At 62.4% G+C, this 18,090-nt stretch carries 18 protein-coding genes and 1 pseudogene; 12 read left to right on the top strand and 7 right to left on the bottom strand.

Annotation, left to right across the window (positions count from 1 at the left end; genetic code table 11):
- Nucleotides 1-13: 13 nt before the first annotated feature.
- Genes ACO07W_RS10460 through ACO07W_RS10450 form a run of 3 tightly spaced genes read right to left on the bottom strand, consistent with a single transcriptional unit; the run spans nt 14 to nt 1,941 of the window.
- Nucleotides 14-1,057, bottom strand: coding sequence for a zinc-binding dehydrogenase (locus ACO07W_RS10460; RefSeq protein WP_421842947.1), 1,044 nt, complete (start codon nt 1,055-1,057; stop codon nt 14-16).
- Nucleotides 1,058-1,064: 7 nt separating this feature from the next.
- Nucleotides 1,065-1,277, bottom strand: a complete 213-nt coding sequence (locus ACO07W_RS10455; RefSeq protein ID WP_421842945.1) for a TOBE domain-containing protein — start codon at nt 1,275-1,277, stop codon at nt 1,065-1,067.
- A gap of 49 nt (nt 1,278-1,326) precedes the next feature.
- Nucleotides 1,327-1,941 carry a TetR/AcrR family transcriptional regulator gene (locus ACO07W_RS10450; RefSeq protein ID WP_421842943.1) on the bottom strand — a complete coding sequence of 205 codons (615 nt, stop codon included), beginning with the start codon at nt 1,939-1,941 and terminating at the stop codon, nt 1,327-1,329.
- A gap of 245 nt (nt 1,942-2,186) precedes the next feature.
- Between ACO07W_RS10450 and ACO07W_RS10445 the strand changes: the two are divergent.
- Both ACO07W_RS10445 and ACO07W_RS10440 read left to right on the top strand, forming a co-directional pair.
- Nucleotides 2,187-3,461, top strand: a pseudogene (locus tag ACO07W_RS10445) (IS256 family transposase).
- 73 nt (nt 3,462-3,534) lie between these two features.
- On the top strand, nt 3,535-4,860 hold the full coding sequence (locus ACO07W_RS10440; RefSeq protein ID WP_421842941.1) for a cytochrome P450: 1,326 nt from the start codon (nt 3,535-3,537) through the stop codon (nt 4,858-4,860).
- A gap of 70 nt (nt 4,861-4,930) precedes the next feature.
- On the opposite strand, the gene msrA is transcribed toward ACO07W_RS10440, so the two are convergent.
- Complete coding sequence (gene msrA, locus ACO07W_RS10435; protein WP_421842939.1) at nt 4,931-5,452, bottom strand: peptide-methionine (S)-S-oxide reductase MsrA; 522 nt, start codon at nt 5,450-5,452, stop codon at nt 4,931-4,933.
- A gap of 158 nt (nt 5,453-5,610) precedes the next feature.
- Between msrA and ACO07W_RS10430 the strand changes: the two genes are divergently transcribed.
- The 3 genes from ACO07W_RS10430 to ACO07W_RS10420 all read left to right on the top strand — a co-directional run bounded on the left by ACO07W_RS10430 (nt 5,611) and on the right by ACO07W_RS10420 (nt 7,665).
- Entirely contained in the window at nt 5,611-6,129 is a 519-nt protein-coding gene (locus ACO07W_RS10430; RefSeq protein ID WP_421842937.1) for a nuclear transport factor 2 family protein, read from the top strand.
- On the top strand, nt 6,126-7,172 hold the full coding sequence (locus ACO07W_RS10425) for an NAD-dependent epimerase/dehydratase family protein (RefSeq protein WP_421842935.1): 1,047 nt from the start codon (nt 6,126-6,128) through the stop codon (nt 7,170-7,172). The genes ACO07W_RS10430 and ACO07W_RS10425 overlap by 4 nt, the downstream gene beginning before the upstream one ends.
- A 112-nt stretch (nt 7,173-7,284) precedes the next feature.
- A complete protein-coding gene (locus ACO07W_RS10420; RefSeq protein ID WP_421842934.1) occupies nt 7,285-7,665 on the top strand; it encodes a DUF427 domain-containing protein in 381 nt (126 codons plus the stop codon).
- Between the two features lie 27 nt (nt 7,666-7,692).
- On the opposite strand, the gene ACO07W_RS10415 is transcribed toward ACO07W_RS10420, so the two are convergent.
- Nucleotides 7,693-8,088, bottom strand: coding sequence for a nuclear transport factor 2 family protein (locus tag ACO07W_RS10415; protein WP_421842932.1), 396 nt, complete (start codon nt 8,086-8,088; stop codon nt 7,693-7,695).
- Between the two features lie 102 nt (nt 8,089-8,190).
- On the opposite strand from ACO07W_RS10415, the gene ACO07W_RS10410 reads away from it, so the two are divergent.
- Nucleotides 8,191-9,081, top strand: coding sequence for a DNA-3-methyladenine glycosylase family protein (locus ACO07W_RS10410; protein WP_421845925.1), 891 nt, complete (start codon nt 8,191-8,193; stop codon nt 9,079-9,081).
- A 49-nt stretch (nt 9,082-9,130) separates the two neighbouring features.
- Here the strand turns inward: ACO07W_RS10410 and ACO07W_RS10405 are convergent, their stop codons facing one another.
- A complete protein-coding gene (locus tag ACO07W_RS10405; RefSeq protein ID WP_421842930.1) occupies nt 9,131-10,576 on the bottom strand; it encodes a chloride channel protein in 1,446 nt (481 codons plus the stop codon).
- A 258-nt stretch (nt 10,577-10,834) separates the two neighbouring features.
- Between ACO07W_RS10405 and ACO07W_RS10400 the strand changes: the two genes are divergently transcribed.
- From ACO07W_RS10400 to ACO07W_RS10375, 6 genes are all read left to right on the top strand, one after another.
- Nucleotides 10,835-11,455: a TetR/AcrR family transcriptional regulator gene (locus tag ACO07W_RS10400; RefSeq protein WP_421842928.1), complete on the top strand. Its 621-nt coding sequence runs from the start codon at nt 10,835-10,837 to the stop codon at nt 11,453-11,455.
- 115 nt (nt 11,456-11,570) lie between these two features.
- Nucleotides 11,571-12,503, top strand: coding sequence for a class I SAM-dependent methyltransferase (locus ACO07W_RS10395; protein WP_421842926.1), 933 nt, complete (start codon nt 11,571-11,573; stop codon nt 12,501-12,503).
- 36 nt (nt 12,504-12,539) lie between these two features.
- On the top strand, nt 12,540-13,481 hold the full coding sequence (locus tag ACO07W_RS10390; protein WP_421842924.1) for a class I SAM-dependent methyltransferase: 942 nt from the start codon (nt 12,540-12,542) through the stop codon (nt 13,479-13,481).
- Between the two features lie 204 nt (nt 13,482-13,685).
- On the top strand, nt 13,686-15,155 hold the full coding sequence (locus ACO07W_RS10385; RefSeq protein WP_421845924.1) for an aldehyde dehydrogenase family protein: 1,470 nt from the start codon (nt 13,686-13,688) through the stop codon (nt 15,153-15,155).
- Between the two features lie 73 nt (nt 15,156-15,228).
- The gene (locus ACO07W_RS10380) at nt 15,229-16,089 is read left to right on the top strand and encodes an SDR family NAD(P)-dependent oxidoreductase (RefSeq protein WP_421842922.1); all 861 of its coding nucleotides are present in this window, start codon (nt 15,229-15,231) and stop codon (nt 16,087-16,089) included.
- A gap of 6 nt (nt 16,090-16,095) precedes the next feature.
- Entirely contained in the window at nt 16,096-17,064 is a 969-nt protein-coding gene (locus ACO07W_RS10375) for an NADPH:quinone oxidoreductase family protein (RefSeq protein ID WP_421842920.1), read from the top strand.
- Between the two features lie 195 nt (nt 17,065-17,259).
- Here ACO07W_RS10375 and ACO07W_RS10370 read toward each other — a convergent pair whose 3' ends face one another.
- Complete coding sequence (locus ACO07W_RS10370) at nt 17,260-18,090, bottom strand: tyrosine-protein phosphatase (RefSeq protein ID WP_421842918.1); 831 nt, start codon at nt 18,088-18,090, stop codon at nt 17,260-17,262.

Genomic DNA, 18,090 nt, shown 5'->3' with positions numbered 1-18,090 from the left:
AGTCGGTGTTCGGTCACGGTTTGACGAGGATGCGGATGGGGTTACCGTCCTGGCGCTCCAGCTTCTCGATACCCAGCGCCAGATCTTCGAGCGAGACAATCTCGCTGATCGACCGTGACAAATCGAGGCGACCGCGCGAAACAAGGTTCGCCAAGGTCTCAATGTCGACATTCTGGTAGCCGAGGTGGCCGAGCACCTGCTTGTGGGTCAACCCGAACATGGCGGTGGGTCCGACGGTGGGCGACTCCGCGCTCATCCCGACGGCGACGAGTCGGCCGCCAGGGGTAAGGGAGTCGAGGGCCTGCTCGAACGTTGTTTTCAGACCGACAGCGTCGAAGGCCACATCCAGCATCCGGCCGCCGGTTATTTCAGCGATATTGTCCCGCAAGTTGTCGTCGCGGGAGTCGAACGCATAGTCAGCGCCCAGCTCCAGCGCGCGATCGCGAACTGCCGGGTTGATGTCGATGGCGATCACCGGAACCGCGCCAACTAGTCGTGCAAGCTGGGTGATGTGGGTGCCCACACCGCCAACGCCCCATACCCCGACCGATTCTCCGACTGCGACCTTGCCGGTTCGGACTACTGCGCCGAACGGGGTCGACACCGCATCAGCGAGGATCGCCGCCTGCTCTAGGGGGACGTTGTCAGGCACCCGGGTCAGTCCTGCGGCCTGGGCGATGGCGTATTCGGCCCACGCGCCGTCGTAGGCGAAGGCCATCAACTGTGTTCGTAGGCAGTTCGTCGTGTTGCCGCGCCGGCAATTTGGGCAGGTCAGGCAGGGTCGACCGGCGGCGATCACCACCCGATCACCCTCGGCCCAGTTGGCCACTTCGGGACCCAGCGCCGCGACGGTGCCGGATGCTTCGTGTCCTTGGGTCACTACTGCTGTCTGAGCTGGGAACGTTCCGTTGATCAGGCTCAGATCGGAGTGACAGATCCCGCAAAAGGCGACCTTGACCAGAACCTCGCCCGGTCCTGGCGCGGGGATCGGGACATCTTCTAGCGCAACCCTTTTCGAGTCCGCATAGAAGCGCTCGGCCCGCATGGTCGAGGTCATCGGAGCCTCACTCGACGCCGATCGTCACTTCGGTGGACTTGATGAACACCGTCGCGGGCTGACCGACCGCAAGGCCGAGGTCAACCGCGGCGTCCTTGGTAACCGAGGATGTGATCACCTGATCGCCGCCGTCGAGGCGAACGCGCACAATCGCCATCACGGTGCCGAGGTCAAGTTCGATGATGGTTCCCTTGAGCTGGTTCCGTGTAGATAGCCGCATCCTGGGTCCTCCGTGTGGTAGCCGGTCGCAATCGGTTCGGCAACCGAGCCTAGTGTCGAGGGCCGAGCAGCGCGATGCACGCATCCACTGCTGGTTCCACGATTTCCCGCACGGGTCTTCCATCTTCGACAGCCAGGGCGGTTAGTTCACGCAGCCCTCCCAGCAAGATCACGGCTAGTGGCTCGCTCATCGGCGGCAGCCCGGCCCTTCGGAACCCGGGGCTGGTGCTGAGCTGGATGAGCAAGCTGGCCATCGGCTCCATCCCGCGGCGTTGGACGGGGCGGGCGATAGCGCCGAGGGACGGGAGCTCACGAATCCAGCTCAACGTGAGGGCGGGCCTAGAGTCGATGTGACGCACGTATGACTGCACTGCTTGACGAATCTGGTCGTGCCAGTCGGCTTCGGGGTCGACCGCAGCTTGGATGGTCTCGCCGAGCCTCTCGTTGTCGGCCACGAGCAGCTCCATGAAGCACTCCTCTTTGCTTGCGAACTGGTCGTAGAACGTGCGCTTTGAAGTGCGGGCGTGGCGGACGATGTCGGCGACAGTAGTGGCCCGGTAGCCACGCTCATCAATCGAATCGGATAGGTCGTCGAGTAACCGCAACCGGAAAGGGTCGGCGTCGTCGATATCGGGGGTGGCGGGTGTTGCTGTCACTGAAGTCATCGACGGCGGCCCCTTGAGTGGTTATGAAACCTTGTCAGGCTTGGTACCACAGAGTACCGTACCTTAATAGTTCATTGGTACACCGCGGTACCACCCCGTTCTGGGGTAGACGTTGGGAGGGTCGCGTCTCATCGCTGGTGTAAATGGTCACGGGCGTAGGTTCCGTCGCAACCGACGAAAGCTATGAAGGAGGGGCTACGCCCGTGACCAAGCGAGTATCGCCGATTGAGCGTGTGCGTGTTGAGATGGATCAGTTGTTCGCCGCGACCGAGCGGCCGTTGACCGAGATTTTGGAGGAGGTCGGGCGGTTATCGGTGCGTCTGGTGTTTCAGGTCGCCGTGGAGGCCGAGGTAGAAGCAGTGTTGGGCCGAGCCCGTCACCAGCGTCGGGTTCAGGACGGCCCGGGCGGGTACCGCAATGGGTATCAACCGCCGGCGACGGTGAAGACCACGATGGGCTCGGTCGAATTATGCCGCCCGAAACTACGCGACACCGACGAGCGGTTCTGTTCGCGGCTATTCGGTGCCGGGGTGACGCGCACCCACGCTCTGGAGGCGTTGGTGATTTCGGGATGGGTGCGCGGTTTGTCGGATCGCGACATCGAGGCCGCGTTGGCCGAGGTGCTGGGCTCGTAGGCGGCGTTGTCGCGCTCGACGGTGAGCCGGATTTGTGCGGCCATCAAAGACGAGTTCGCTGCGTGGTCGTCTCGACGCCTTGATGAGCTGGTGTTGGACTACCTGTTCTTGGATGCCTCGAACTTTCGGATGCATCCCAACGCCCCGGCCGAGCCGGTGCTGGCCGCCTGGGGCATCTGCACCGACGGCAAGCCCCTGTTTATTGGGCTGGCCCCAGCCGCAGCGGAGTCGGCTGATGCGTGGGCCGACTTCTTGGCTGACCTGAGGAACCGGGGACTACGCCCGCCGCTACTGGGCATCTCCGACGGGGCGCCGGGCCTGATCGCCGCATGGGAGACCACGTTTCCGGCAAGCCTGCGTCAGCGGTGTCTGATCCATCGCTGCCGTAACGTCATCGCCAAGACACCTGTCGCGGTCCAGGACGAGATCAAAGCCGCGTTCTGGTCGATCTTCGATGACATTGACCAGCCACCCGGCCAGCAGGCCGTGGATGAAGCCACCCGCCGCGCCGAGGAGTTCACCACCACATACCGCGGGCTCTACCCAGCCGCGGTCGCTTGCCTGGCCAACGACTTCGCCTCGCTGAGCGTGCATTTGCGCTTCCCCCGCCAACACTGGACACGCATCCGCCATTCCAACCTCATCGAACGCACCTTCGGAGAATCCCGTCGCCGGGTCAAGGTCATCGGCCGCCTACCCGGCGAAACCAGCTGTCTGTCGCTGGTATGGGCCGTCCTCGACCGCGCCAGCCGCGGCTGGCGCGGAGTCACCCAAACATCAGCGACCAGCCGCCACCTCCAAGAACTACGCCACCAACTGCTCGAGCCACCCCGCCCACTGCATCCCCCCACCACAACAACCACGACCGACACCACCGCCGCGTAACATGACCACCAGGAACATGCGCCCAGCGTTTTTACACCAGTCCTAAGACGCCACCGTTGGGAGCGTCATCGTCATGAATGATGTAGTTGCCATTTCGCCGGCGCCGCTCGCCGTCAGGCTGCCCCCGGTAGCTAGGCTTCCGAAGCTGGTAGGCGGTATCGGTTTCGCGATGTCACGGCAGCGGATGTTGCAGTTGCTTGCGCGCCGCTACGGCGAAGTCTTCACGATCAACATCCCGATCTACGGCCGCGTCGTGGTGGTTGGCAGCCCGCAGCTAGCGCGGCAAATCTTCACCACAAGCCCAGACGAACTGGGCAATATCCAACCCAACCTGAGCCGCCTGTTCGGATCCGGTTCGGTGTTCGGGCTCGATGGCGGCGATCACCGCCGTCGGCGGCGGCTGCTGGCACCACCGTTCCATGGCAAGAGCATGAAGAATTACGAGGCAATAATTGAGGAGGAAACCCGGTGCGAGATGGCCAGTTGGCCGGAAGGGCAGCTGTTTGCCACATTGCCGTCGATGATGCGAATCACGCTCAATGCCATCTTGCGGGCAGTCTTCGGTGCCGACGGTGTGGAACTCGACGAACTGCGGCTGCTTCTTCCGCGCTGGGTCACTTTGGGCTCGCGTATGGCAACTGTGCCCTCGGTCAAACGGACCTATGGTCGCTACAGTCCCTGGGGACGACTGGCCGAGTGGCGTCGCCAGTATGACATCGTCATCGACAGGCTGATCGAGCTAGAGCGGGCGGACCCGAAGTTCGCTGAGCGGACCGACGTGCTCGCGCTGATGCTGCGCAGCACATACGACGATGGTTCGGTGATGTCGCGCAAGGACATTGGCGACGAGCTGCTCACTTTGCTTGCAGCCGGACATGAAACCACCGCAGCGACGTTGGGCTGGGCGTTCGAGAGGCTGGCCCGTCAGCCCGATCTGCTGGCCAGTTTGGTCGAGGAAGCCGACAACGACGGTGATGAACTGCGTCAAGCCGCGATCCTGGAAGTTCAGCGGACCAGAACCGTCATCGACTTCGCGGCTCGCAACGTCAACTCACCGGCCTATCAGCTGGGCGAGTGGATCATTCCGCATGGGTACTCGATTCTGGTCAACATCTTCCAGATACACCGGAATGCCGACGTGTTCGAAGACCCAGACCGATTCGATCCACGGCGGTACATCGGAGCTAAGCCGTCCGCATTGGCATGGATTCCGTTCGGTGGTGGGACGCGCCGTTGCGTTGGGGCCGCATTCGCCAACATGGAGATGGACGTGGTCCTGCGAACAGTGTTGCGTCACTTCACGATCGAAACGACCGCGGCTCCGGGGGAGCGCTATCACAATCGTGGTGTCGCGGTCACTCCGAAGGATGGGGGCCAGATTATCGTGCGCCGGCGCTGAACCCGCACCTCACGGGCTACAGGCGTTAGAAGCGTTCCCGGGCAACGGGCAAACCGAGAAATTTGGGCGTTTAGGTCAAGGGCGGAACGGCAGTCGCGCGTCGCGGCAGTTTCCAGCCCGGGCGGATGAAATGGCATGTGTACCCATTGGGGTAGCGCTGCAGGTAATCCTGATGTTCTGGCTCGGCCTCCCAGAATTCCCCCGCGGGGCTCAACTCGGTGACCACCTTGCCTGGCCACAGACCGGAGGCCTCGATATCGGCGATGGTGTCTAGCGCGACCCGTTTCTGCTCTTCGTCGAGGTAGAAAATCGCGGACCGGTAGCTGGTTCCCCGGTCGTTGCCTTGCTGATTCTTTGTCGTCGGATCGTGGATCTGGAAGAAGAACTCCAGTAGCGCCCGATAGTCGGTGACCGCGGGGTCATAGACGATCTCAACAGCCTCGGCGTGTGTGCCGTGATTGCGATAGGTTGCGTGTTTGACATCGCCACCGCTGTAGCCGACTCGGCTAGATAGCACACCGGGTTGCTTACGGATCAAGTCCTGCACGCCCCAGAAGCAGCCACCGGCGAGGATCGCTTTTTGAGTGGTCATTTTGTCCTCCTTAACCGGCCGCTACCAATTGCGGTGCTCGGCGCTGCTCGGGAACCGGTGACGTCCCCAGGCTACACTCCGGCGAGGAGGTGTAATGGCGTGATGAGACCCGATGCCGGCCAAGGCGTTCGCCTGGCCAGCAGATTGCTGGCCTACGCGTGACCGCCGTCCCCGCGTTCTCCCGAAGTGAGCTTTCGGCGGCGTTCGAGAAGTTCGAGGAGACAGTCGCCCGAGCCGCCGAGACCAGTGACTGGGAGGCCTGGGTTGAGCATTACACGCCGAACGTGGAATACATCGAGCACGCGGCCGGAACAATGCACGGTCGCGCTCAGGTGCGTGCCTGGATCCAACAAACGATGACGACTTTCCCCGGCAGTCACATGGTGGCGTTTCCGTCGTTGTGGTCGGTTATTGACGAGTCGACCGGCCGTATCATTTGCGAGCTGGACAATCCGATGATCGACCCCGGTGATGGCACCGTAATCAGTGCGACGAATATCTCTATCATCACCTACGCCGGCGATGGCCATTGGTGTCGCCAAGAAGACATCTATAACCCGCTGCGTTTCTTCGGGGCTGCGATGAAGTGGTGTCGTAAGGCGCAAGCCCTGGGCACAATTGACGACGATGCTGCGCGCTGGATGCAACAGCACAGTAGGGGGGATCAGAAGCGGTGAGTGCGAAACCGAAGTTGGTCATCGGTGCTAACGGCTTTCTCGGTTCCCATGTGACCCGCCAGCTGGTTGCAGACGGTGCACACGTCCGCGCCATGGTGCGTCCGACCGCCAACACCCAGGGAATCGATGACTTGCAGCTCACCCGATTCCACGGCGACGTGTTCGACACCGCTGCCGTGCGCGAGGCGATGGACGGTTGCGACGACGTTTACTACTGCGTTGTCGACACTCGCGCTTGGTTGCGCGACCCGGCGCCGCTATTTCGCACTAACGTCGAGGGCTTGCGCAACGTCCTAGATGTCGCCACGTCGGGCCCAGCGCTAGCTGGCCTGCGCAGGTTTGTCTTCACCAGTACCTACGTGACGGTGGACCGGCGGCGTGGGCAGGTCGCGACAGAAGAACACCGAATCGGTTCTCGGCGGCTGACGCCATACGTTCAGTCCAGAGTTGCGGCCGAGGATTTGGTAATGGAGTACGTCTCTAAAACCGGCCTGCCCGCTGTCGCGATGTGCGTGTCCACGACCTACGGCGGCCGCGACTGGGGCCGTACCCCGCACGGCGCATTTATCGCCGGCACGGTCTTCGGCAAATTGCCGTTCATGATGGACGGCATCCACCTGGAGGCCGTGGGCGTGGAAGATGCTGCCAGTGCGCTGATCCTGGCCGCGGAGCGCGGGCGCATCGGGGAGCGGTATCTAGTCTCCGAGCGGTTCATGCCGTTGAAAGAGGTCGTGCAGATCGCAGCGGAGGAAGCCGGTGTGCCGCCGCCGCGTCGGTCGATTTCGGTACCAGTCCTCTACGGACTGGGTGTGTTGGGAAGTCTCAAGGCGCGGCTGACCGGCAAGGACGGCGAGCTGAGCCTCGCGTCGGTGCAGATGATGCGGGCCGAAGCGGCTGTTGACCACAGCAAAGCGATTCGTGAGTTGGGCTGGCAGCCCCGTCCGGTCGAGGAATCGATCCGAGAGGCTGCCCGATTTTGGGCCGCGATGCGTACGAGCGCGAAGAGCACCACCGAAGTCTCCGGAGCGGGCCACTCGGAATAGACCCGAGCGCGGTACGGCGGGGCTGCTGTCGATCTCAACTTCGGGCCGTTGCCGGGAATGTTGATTGCCGATTGGTGTTGCACTTGACACCTGCCGTGAGGAGAAGTCAACGATGAGCGACCGGATTGTCCTAGAACCCAACGCCCAACACCCAATCACGATTGAGCCGTCGAAGGCGCGGGTCCAGGTCCGCGTCAACGGTGAGATCGTCGCGGATACGCGTGCGGCGCTGCAGTTGAACGAGTCGACCTATCCAGCGGTGCATTATATTCCGCTGAGCGACGTTGTTCAGCGCGTCTTGAACCGCACCGACACCACCACCTACTGCCCCTTCAAGGGCGAGGCCGGCTACTACAGCGTGACTACCGCCGCCGGGGAGACCGTCGATGATGTGGTCTGGACGTACGAGCAGCCCTATCCCGCCGTCGCGGCTATTGCCGGACATGTCGCTTTCTACCCCGGCAAGGCCGAAATCAGCGTGGTATCGAGCTAGCTCTGCGGTTGCAGCGCTCGGGCGAATTTAGCGAAACACCTGCGACAACGATTTTGTGTCGCTGTATTCGCGCAACGACATGATCGTGCCGTCGTGGGTGTCAAAGATACAGACGAACGGGCTGTCGTATTGGGTGCCATTGGTGGTGGTGCCGTAGGCCTGTCCTTCGACCACCACCGTTTCGCCTTCGTTGAGGCAACGGTGCAGATCGACGTTGATCTCGAACACTTCTTTGCGCCGCTCGGTGGCTCGACGCAGCGCCTGCTTGTCGACTGGAGTGCGTGTGACGATGCTCCAGTAGGTGAAGTCATCACTGAGGAGTGCGAATCCCTCGTCGAGGTCCCCGCCTTCGCACAGGCTCTGGAGGAACATCCATGCCAGTTCAGCCTGCGGGTCGTCGAAAGGCGTCGTCACACTCGCCATCCTGTCAGACAGTTTGCGGTCAAATGCTGAGTTATCGATCCATCGGCATTTGATTTGAGGATTTGGTTGGAGGATTGTGCGGTGAAGATTGAACGCACTGTGATGTTTCCAGGGGCTGGTGGCTTCGCCAATACTCTGGCGCCTCTTCGCCGGGGTCTTAGGGATCCATGTTTTCATTCCCCCGGGAACGGCACTGTTTGGCGGACTAGCCTGCTGCCCGCCGGACCTGTTGCGGCGCTGATCAGCCCTGCGGCACGAGACGCGGCCCGATGCACGGCATGGGGCAGCGGAGCAGAACAGTTCATCGACATGTTGCCTGCGATGCTTGGTGCCGACGACGATGTCTCGGATTTCGTGCCGCGGGAGCCGACGGTGGCCGCCGCGTACCGACGGTGTCCGCAGTTGCGCCTCGGCCGCACCGGTCAGGTGCTAGAGGCCCTGCTTCCAGCCGTCATCGAGCAACGCGTACCTGGCGCCGATGCCTTCCGGTCTTGGCGGCTGCTGGTGTCAAGGTACGGGACGCCGGCGCCGGGACCTGCGCCCGCGTGGATGCGGGTGCCGCCGTCGCCGCAGGTGTGGCGTGCCGTTTCGGCTTGGGAGTTCCACCGGGCCAATGTCGACCCACGGCGGGCCCGGACAGTCGTGGTTTGCGCGCAGCGGGCGCTGGCTCTAGAACGGCTGGTGTCGCTGCCGGCGGCTGAGGCGCAGCAAGCACTGATGTCGTTGCCGGGTGTCGGGGCGTGGACTGCCGCGGAGACGGCGCAACGAGCGTTCGGCGATGCCGACGCGGTGTCGGTGGGCGACTATCACATCCCGAAAATGATCGGCTGGACGTTGCTGGGCCGTCCGGTCGATGACGCGGTCATGCTGGAACTGTTGGAACCGATGAGACCGCATCGGCATCGGGTGGTCCGATTGCTCGAAACTAGCGGTCTGGCGCGCGAACCTCGACGTGGACCACGGTTGCCGGTGCAGGAAATTCGTTGGCTCTAGTCCGCTCTTCGATGCTGCGATGTCACGGCATCAGCCCTCGTGGACCGTGTTAGTCGCCCCGTTTGGCAAACAGCTGCGCGCGTTCAGCCTCGGCGGTCGCCCGATTCAGCCGCTGTGCTTCATAGATGGTGACGTTGGTGAGAGACATCAGTAGCGAGGCGATCCCGACTGCGAGGATTGCTCCGGGTACCACCGAGAACGAGCCCGTCATCTCCGCAACCATGATCATGACAGCCAGCGGTGCCCGCGAGACACTGCCGAAACAGGTCATCATCGCGACCACGACGAAGATTCCCGGCGCATCAGGGACCCCGGATAGTCCGGATAGCTCACCCAGCCGCCAGATCGCAGCCCCGACGAAGGCGCCGATGACGATTCCAGGGCCGAACAACCCGCCCGATCCGCCGGTGCCAATCGACAGCGACGTGGCGATGATCTTGGCGATTGGTAGGACGATGACGATCCACAATGGGATGCCCAACAGCGCTTCCTGGTTGGCGGCCAGCTGCGCCCACCCATAGCCGCTGCTCAGGATCTGCGGAATTGCCAGGCCTAGCAAACCAACCAGCAGTCCGCCTATCGCTGGCTTGAGCACAGGTCCGCCGGGAAGCCGCCGAGTGAGCGCAGCCGAGGCGTGGAAGATTCGGGCGTAGAGATACCCAATTGCCGCCGCGGCCACACCGATCACCACAAACCACAGCAGTGGCCACGCATCCTCAAACCGATACTCGGCATCGATATAGCCGAATAGCGGTTCGAAGCCCAAGAATGAGCCCAGCACGGCGTATGCCGTCCCAGAGGTGATGAACCCGGGCAAAAGGCTCTGGTAGTCGAAATCGTCCCGATAGGTGATCGACGCCGCCAGCACCGCGCCTCCTAGGGGCGCGGCGAAAATAGCGCCGATGCCCGCTCCAATGCCGAGCGCCACCGCGATCCGGCCGTCCTCGTCGGACAGGCCCAACCGGCGAGTGAGCAAGGAACAGAAGCCGGCTGAGATTTGGGCGGTCGGGCCTTCTCGGCCGCCGGAGCCGCCCGAGCCTATCGTCAGCGCACTGGCCACCATTTTCACGAGAACTACCCGGCCGCGGATAGCACGTGGGTTGGTGTGTACCGCCTCGATTGCTTCGTCGGTGCCGTGGCCGGTGGCTTCCGGGGCCAGCTTGGCTACGATCAGCGCCGACAGCAGCGCGCCGCCCGTGGTAACCAACGGGATAGCCCACGGCCGTACAAACCCTGCGGAGCCGTCGCTGCCGCCCTCGCCGACGGGCGTGGGGATGTGATAGCCCGCCAGGTTGCCGAGCAGAAGTTCGCTGGTGTATTTCAGCGTCAGGTAGAAAAATACTGCTCCGAGACCTGCGATGGCACCGATCGTGATGCCAAGCAACAACCATTTTCGTAGGTAGCCGGCTTGTCTGATCGACGCGCCGAAACGCCCGCCGGCGGCGGCTGGTGAAGCTACCGCCCGCTGGGCGTCATCCGGCGTTGGGCTAGTCACGGCGTGGGCCTGGCCCGCGACTCTCGTCTTAAGCCAGCACGTGCCCCCGTCATCCATGTCATCTTATGCAGGGTTCGCCAGCGGGGCGCAGTCTCCTACCGGCCTTGCGGACGCGAACGATCTTGCGGACGTGAATGGCGTTGGCTCTGGCGTGTGTTCGGGTTCATGGCACACTCCAGGACTGCTGTTCAGGCAGCTCAAGGCTCGGGACGTCTCGCTCAACGGGATGATCTGGTATGCGGGTGGCACACTTTAGTGGTGACGCATCCTGTGAGCCGGGGACCGGGGCGCCCTCCTGCGGCAAAAGCAGACGAGACGCGGAAGCGTATTGTCCGCGCCGCTCGTAAAGTGTTTAGCCAGCATGGTTACGACGGCACGACATTCCAGGCGGTTGCCGTCCGCGCCGATCTGACCCGGCCGGCGATCAATCACTACTTTTCCAGTAAGCAGGCGCTTTACCGCGAGGTGGTGGAGCGGACCAACGAGCTCGTCGTTTCTTCTGGTATCGAGCGGGCTCGCGGCGAGACGACCCTGATTGGGCGCATCACGGCGTTCATCGCCGTCGCCGTGGAGGCCGATACCAACAATCCGTCGACGGCTGCGTTTCTGGCCACCGCGGTGCTGGAGTCGCAGCGCCATCCGGAGTTGAACCACACCGGCAATGGTGCGGTAGGTGCTAGCCGAGAATTTTTGACCTGGGCTGTCAATGAAGCGATGGAATGCGGCGAACTTACTTCTAGTGTCGATGCGAGTTCGCTGGTTGAAACCTTGTTGGTGGTGCTGTGCGGCCTGGGGTTCTACGCCGGCTTTATCGGTAGCTACCAACAGATCGAGGCTGTCACTGAGGCTGTGCGGCAGCTGTTGGCGAGCACGCTTTGACGGACGGGCCCGGGTCTGTCTAGCCCCGGACCGATTCCGGTTGTGTTGATCCGAGCGGGTGACGTGGCGCACAAACCATATAGATTGCCTATCTTATTAGGTAGCATCGGGCTCTATGACCGATCTGGACGAACCATCGATGCGGACAGCTGGCGATTCCTGGGCTATCACCGAGAGCGTCGGCGCCACCGCGTTGGCGGTAGCCGCCTGTCGTGCCGTGGAGACGGCCGGGGCCGATCCGCTAATCCGTGACGAATTCGCCGCGCAGTTTGTGGCCTCGGCCGGTCCGGCCTGGGAGCGGCTAGCTGACGCCAGTTTCGCCTGGCTCGACGGTGACCAACATGGCCAACGAGAGCATCGAGTGGGCTGCGACTACCAAGCGGTGCGCACGCACTTCTTTGACGAGTACTTCAGCGCCGCAGTTGGGTCTGGAATTCGGCAGGCGGTGATCCTTGCGGCTGGGCTGGACTCCCGGGCCTACCGGCTGAGCTGGCCGTCGGACGCGGTGGTCTACGAGATCGATCAGCCGAAGGTTCTCGAGTACAAAGCCTCCATTCTGGAGTCCAATGGTGCCGTTCCGGCCGCGCGCCGGTGCACGGTTCCGGTGGATCTGCGCGACGACTGGCAGGCCGCATTGATAGCTACCGGCTTCGACCGTGCCCGGCCGACCGCATGGCTGGCTGAGGGATTGCTGCCTTACTTGCCCGGTGACGCGGCCGATCGGCTTTTCGAGATGATCACCGAGCTCAGCGCCCCGGAAAGTCAGTTCGCGGTCGAGGCTTTCAGCATGAAACCGGACGGTAACGCCCAGCGCTGGCATCGATTGCGTGACCGGCTGGGGCTTGATATCAATGTGGAATTGCTGACTTATCACGAGTCGGACCGCTCAGATGCTGAAGAATGGCTATCAGCCCATGGCTGGCAAGTGTCTAGCATTGGCAACCATGAGGAGATGGCTCGGCTGGGCCGCCCAATACCGGAAGACTTGCCCGACGCGACTGTCACCAGCACGCTGCTGCGAGCGCGTTTGGTGCGGTCGCCGCACTGACCACGACAGGGTAGTCGCAACGATTAGGACCAACCGATGAGTACATTGCGTTCCCACGACGACACTTGGGATATCAAGACCAGTGTGGGCACCACAGCGGTCATGGTGGCCAGTGCCCGGGCCGTCGAAACCGAGCGACCTGACCCGCTGATTCGTGATCCGTATGCCAGGCTCCTGGTTACTAAGTCTGGCGCCGGTGCTATCTGGGAAGCCATGCTCGACGAGTCGATAGTGGCCAAGGTGCGGGCTATTGACGTCGAGGCAGCGGCAACAGTTCAGTTCATGCGCAACTACCAAGCGGTGCGCACGAATTTCTTCGATTCGTATTTCGCCGAGGCCGTCGCCGGAGGAATCAGGCAGGCCGTGATTTTGGCATCAGGCCTGGACTCTCGCGCCTACCGACTGGATTGGCCAGCTGGCACCGTTGTGTATGAGATCGACCAACCGAAGGTGCTTGAGTACAAGTCGACGACGCTGGCTGACAGTGGTGTGTCGCCGGTAGCCACGCGGTGTGCGGTGCCCAGCGATCTACGCCAGGACTGGCCGTCCGCGCTGTGTGCTGCCGGTTTCAATCCGCTGGCACCGACCGCTTGGCTGGCCGAAGGGCTATTGATGTATCTGCCCGCGGCGGCCCAAGACCGGCTGTTCGACAACGTCGGTGAGTTGAGTGCGGCGGGAAGCCGGGTCGCGGCTGAGATCGTTACTGACCATGCCGATGAGCGTCGAGAGGAAATGCGAGAGCGGTTCAAGAGAGTGGCAGAACTGCTGGGTTTCGAGCCGACAGTCGACGTGCAGGACCTTAGCTACCAGCAGGAGGACCGCGCCGATGTCGCCACTTGGCTCAACGAGCATGGATGGCTTGCCACGGTTGTAGGCGCGGAGGACGAGATGCGCCGGGTGGGTCGCTGGGTTGACGGCGTGCCGATGGCGGATAACAAGGACGCCTTCCCGCGATTTGTGACAGCAGTCAAGCGCTGAGGAGGTGCGCCGGCGCCCACGCCCTGGTGCCGCTGATCTGCGCTGAATGGTCGCGCTCTGGTGCTTGGATTGCAACCGGTGTGGCGTGGTCGATCTGATGGTGCGAGTTTTCGCTATTGCTGTACCAGCCAGGTGACTAGGATTCGGGTTGTCACCTGTCAGCGTCGTCGCGACAGGCGTGTGCACCTTCGGGAAGGGAGGACACTGATGACCACCGAATCGGTTGCGCCCGTGCCCCAGCAGTCGCAGACCCAGGCTCCCATCAAGACCGGTTCTGAGTCTGGTGCGGCCCAATCGACGGACGCCGCGGCGACTGTGGCCCGGCTCCGCCAGACCTTCGCCACTGGGCGCACCCGCAGCATCGTTTGGCGCAAGCAGCAGCTGCTCGCTTTGCGCAGGTTGATGGACGATAACGAGGCCGCGATTGCGGCCGCGCTTGCCGAGGACCTGGACCGCAATCCGCTGGAGGCGTATATCGCCGACATAGCGACTACCGCGGCCGAGGCGAAGTATGCAGCCAAGCGGGTGCGCAGGTGGACTCGCCGCAAGCACCTCCTTCTTGAGATGCCGCAGTTGCCTGGTCGTGGCTGGGTGGAACGCGAGCCTTACGGCACTGTGCTGATCATCGGGGCCTGGAACTATCCGTTTTATCTGACGCTGGGTCCGGCGGTCGGCGCGATTGCCGCGGGCAATGTGGTCGTGCTCAAGCCTTCAGAAATTTCACCAGTGTCTTCGCGGCTGATGGCCGAGTTGGTGCCTCGCTATCTAGACAATGACGCGATCGCCGTGGTCGAGGGCGGTGGGGCGGTTAGCCAGGAACTTATTGCGCAGGGTTTGGACCGTGTGCTGTTTACCGGAGGCACCGAGATCGGCCGCAAGGTTTACGAGGGCGCAGCGCCGCACCTGACACCGGTCACGCTGGAACTCGGCGGCAAGAGCCCGGTGATTGTGGCCGCTGACGCTGACATTGATGTCGCGGCCAAACGGATCGCCTGGATCAAACTGCTCAACGCCGGGCAGACCTGTGTTGCGCCTGACTATGTGTTGGCTGACGCGACGATTCGCGACGAGCTCGTGGGCAAGATTAGCGCGGCCATCACGAAGTTCCGGTCCAAGGAACCGCACGGAATGCGCATTGTCAATCAGCGGCAATTCGATCGGTTGTGCGGCTACATTTCCGAGGCGAAAGCCGCCGAGAAAGGCGACGTGGTCGTAGGCGGCAGTTGCGATGCGTCGAACCTGCGCATCCAGCCGACCGTGGTGGTCGACCCTGATCCGGAGGGGCCGCTGATGAGAAACGAGATCTTCGGGCCGATCCTTCCGGTGCTATCGGTCCAATCCCTTGACGAGGCAATATGTTTCGTTAACTCGCGTCCAAAGCCGTTGTCCGCATACCTCTTCACAAAGACGCGTGCTGTCCGCGAACGAGTGATCAGGGAAGTAACAGCTGGCGGAATGATGGTTAACCATCTCGCTTTTCAGGTGTCCACTGCCAAGCTGCCGTTTGGTGGGGTCGGTGCATCGGGTATGGGCGCATACCATGGTCGTTGGGGTTTCGAGGAGTTCAGTCACCGCAAGTCGGTATTGACCAAACCGACTCGGCCCGATTTGTCGAGTTTCATCTATCCGCCGTACTCGGAGCGGGCCGCCAAGCTGACTCGTAAGTTGTTCTAAACCTGGCCTGGCGGGCGCCGGCGTTCGGCGCCGACTGTAATGGCCTGGACTGCACATTGTAGAGAGGAAACTGATGCCCGGAGTGCAAGATCGCGTCGTCGTTGTCACCGGAGCCGGTGGCGGGCTCGGGCGTCAATACGCCCTCACCCTGGCCCGGGAGGGTGCCAGTGTCGTCGTCAACGACCTTGGTGGAGCTCGTGACGGCACCGGTGCCGGATCGGCAATGGCCGACGAGGTTGTCGCCGAGATTCGCGACGCGGGCGGCCGCGCGGTCGCCAACTATGACAGCGTCGCTACCGAGGACGGTGCGGCGGGCATCATCAAATCCGCGCTCGACGAGTTCGGCGCTGTGCACGGTGTAGTGAGCAACGCGGGGATCCTGCGCGACGGCACCTTCCACAAGATGACGTCGGAGAACTTCGACGCCGTGCTCAAAGTGCACCTTTACGGTGGATACAACGTGTTGCGCGCGGCCTGGCCGCATTTTCGGGAGCAGAGTTTTGGCCGGGTCGTCGTTGCTACGTCTACCAGCGGGCTCTTCGGAAACTTCGGCCAGACAAACTATGGGGCGGCGAAGCTCGGCCTGGTCGGCCTGATCAACACGTTGGCGCTTGAGGGGGCCAAGTACAACATCCACGCCAATGCGGTCGCTCCGATCGCGGCCACCAGGATGACCTTGGACATTATGCCCCCCGAGGTCTTAGAGAAGCTCACACCAGAGTTCGTGGCGCCGGTAGTGTCGTACCTATGCACCGAGGAATGTGCAGACAACGCATCGGTGTTCGTCGTCGGTGGCGGCAAGGTGCAACGAGTGGCGCTGTTCCAGAATGCCGGCGTCAACTTCGACGAGCCGCCGTCAGTTCAGGATGTCGCGGCGCAGTGGACCGAGATTACTGATTTGTCCAATGCGGAAAAAGCTGGATTCAAGCTGTAGGAATTGATGAAAGCCTCTGTTGTACAAGAGCTTTCTGGCCCGGCGGGCATCGTATACACCGATGTCGACGATGCTTCCGGCGATGGTGGCAACATCGTCATCGACGTTCGCGCCGCCGGAGTGTGCTTTCCAGACTTATTGTTGACCAAGGGCGAGTATCAACTGAAGTTGCCGCCGCCCTTTGTGCCTGGCATGGAAACCGCGGGCATCGTGTATTCAGCGCCTCCGGATTCGGATTTTCAAGTAGGTGAACGCGTTTCGGCGTTCGGGGTGCTCGGTTGTTTCGCCGAACGGGTTGCGGTTCCGCAGACTAACGTGGTTCGCAGTCCAGCCGAACTCGATGACGCCGAGGCAGTGTCGCTGTTGGTGAACTACAACACGATGTACTTCGCCCTGGCTCGGCGTGCCGGTATGCGACCGGGCGACAGAGTGCTGGTTCTGGGTGCTGCTGGTGGGGTGGGTACCGCGGCGGTCCAGATCGCCAAAGCGATGGGCGCACGCCAGGTGATGGCCGTTGTGCACCGTGAAGTTGCCGTCGACTATGTCGCCGCCCTCGGCGCTGACATCGTGTTGCCGCTGACCGACGACTGGGCTGACCGGGTGCATGAGCATACCTACGGCCAAGGGGTGGACATCGTCGTCGATCCCGTCGGTGGTCCGACCTTTGACGATGCGATTCGCGTTCTGGGAATTGACGGCAAACTGTTGGTCATTGGGTTCGCCGCCGGCAGCATCCCCACGTTGAAGGTCAACCGCCTGTTGCTACGCAATATCAGTGTCGTCGGTGTCGCCTGGGGTGAATACCTCAATAAGGTTCCCGGTTCGGCTGCGTTGTTCTCCTGGGGTCTAAACCAGCTCGTCTTCCTTGGGTTGAGGCCGCCGCCGCCGCAGCGCTATCCGTTGTCGGAAGCCCAGGCGGCGCTACAGAGCCTGGAAGATGGCGGTGTTCTTGGCAAAATTGTCCTTGAGCCGTAGCCGCTCTCGGGTGCGGGACTCGAGGCGCCTTGATTTCTCGGGTGCCCAGAGCCTTCGAGGTCTGCTGAAAGCAACGAGAACAGCGACCGGAGTTGGTGTGTGGTGTTCGGAGTCATCCGCGGCAAACAAGTTCGCGATGGCCGGCCCGTTCCCCATCTGCGCGATCGTTCTGTGCAACCGAAGGCAGTGACCGGTTTAGCCGAGTAACGCCCCGCGCAGATGGTCTACGTCGGCCGAACTGATTCCGGCTTCGCGTAGATAGCCCGCTAGCGATCCGTAGGCCTCATCGATCGTTTGCCACGCCGCCGCAAGGTACTCCGCGCGGACGCCAAGGACTCCGTCGGACAATCTAGCCTTGGTAAACGTCACTACTTCTGGCGTCAGTTCGATGTCGGAGCGCTGTTCGATCATCTCGGAGATTCGGTTCCTCAGCTGTGGTACCGCGGCATTGCTGCGCAGGTAGTCGGCGAGAATGACGTCGCGGTCCAGGCCGATCGCTTCTAGCACTGCCGCCACAATGAAACCGGTGCGGTCCTTGCCGGCGAAGCAGTGAGTGAGTACTTGGCGTCCGCTGGCCAGAAGCGTGAATACCCGGTGCACCGCACGCTGGGCGCCGTTGCGCGTCGGGAATTGTCGGTATTCGTCGACCATGTAGCGGGCTGCGGCCGCGTTGAGTGATGCATCAGACTCGTCTGATGCATCTGGTCCGTCGGTCAGAAGGCGCCGAAAAGCCTTTTCGTGCGGTGCTGTGTCGTCGGTTCCAGCGTCCTCTTGGGCGAGATCGGGGAACGGCAGCAGGTGGACTTCTATGCCTTGGGGTAGCTGTCCCGGGCCGCGTCGAGCGACCTCCCGCGACGAACGCAGATCGGCGACATCGGTGATTCCGAGCTGGCTCAGCGTTGCACGGCCATTGTCGTCGAGGCGGCTGAGCTCGCTGGAACGAAACAGGCGCCCCGGTTGTAGCGCTGCCGTGCTGTCCGCAACGTCACGGAAGTTCCACGCGCCCGCTAATTCTTGGACCGCCAT

This window comes from Mycobacterium sp. (assembly GCF_965230835.1).
Classification (GTDB): Bacteria; Actinomycetota; Actinomycetes; order Mycobacteriales; family Mycobacteriaceae; genus Mycobacterium.
The sequence above is the reverse complement of the archived record's forward strand: the minus strand, read 5'-3'. Positions and strand labels throughout refer to the sequence as shown.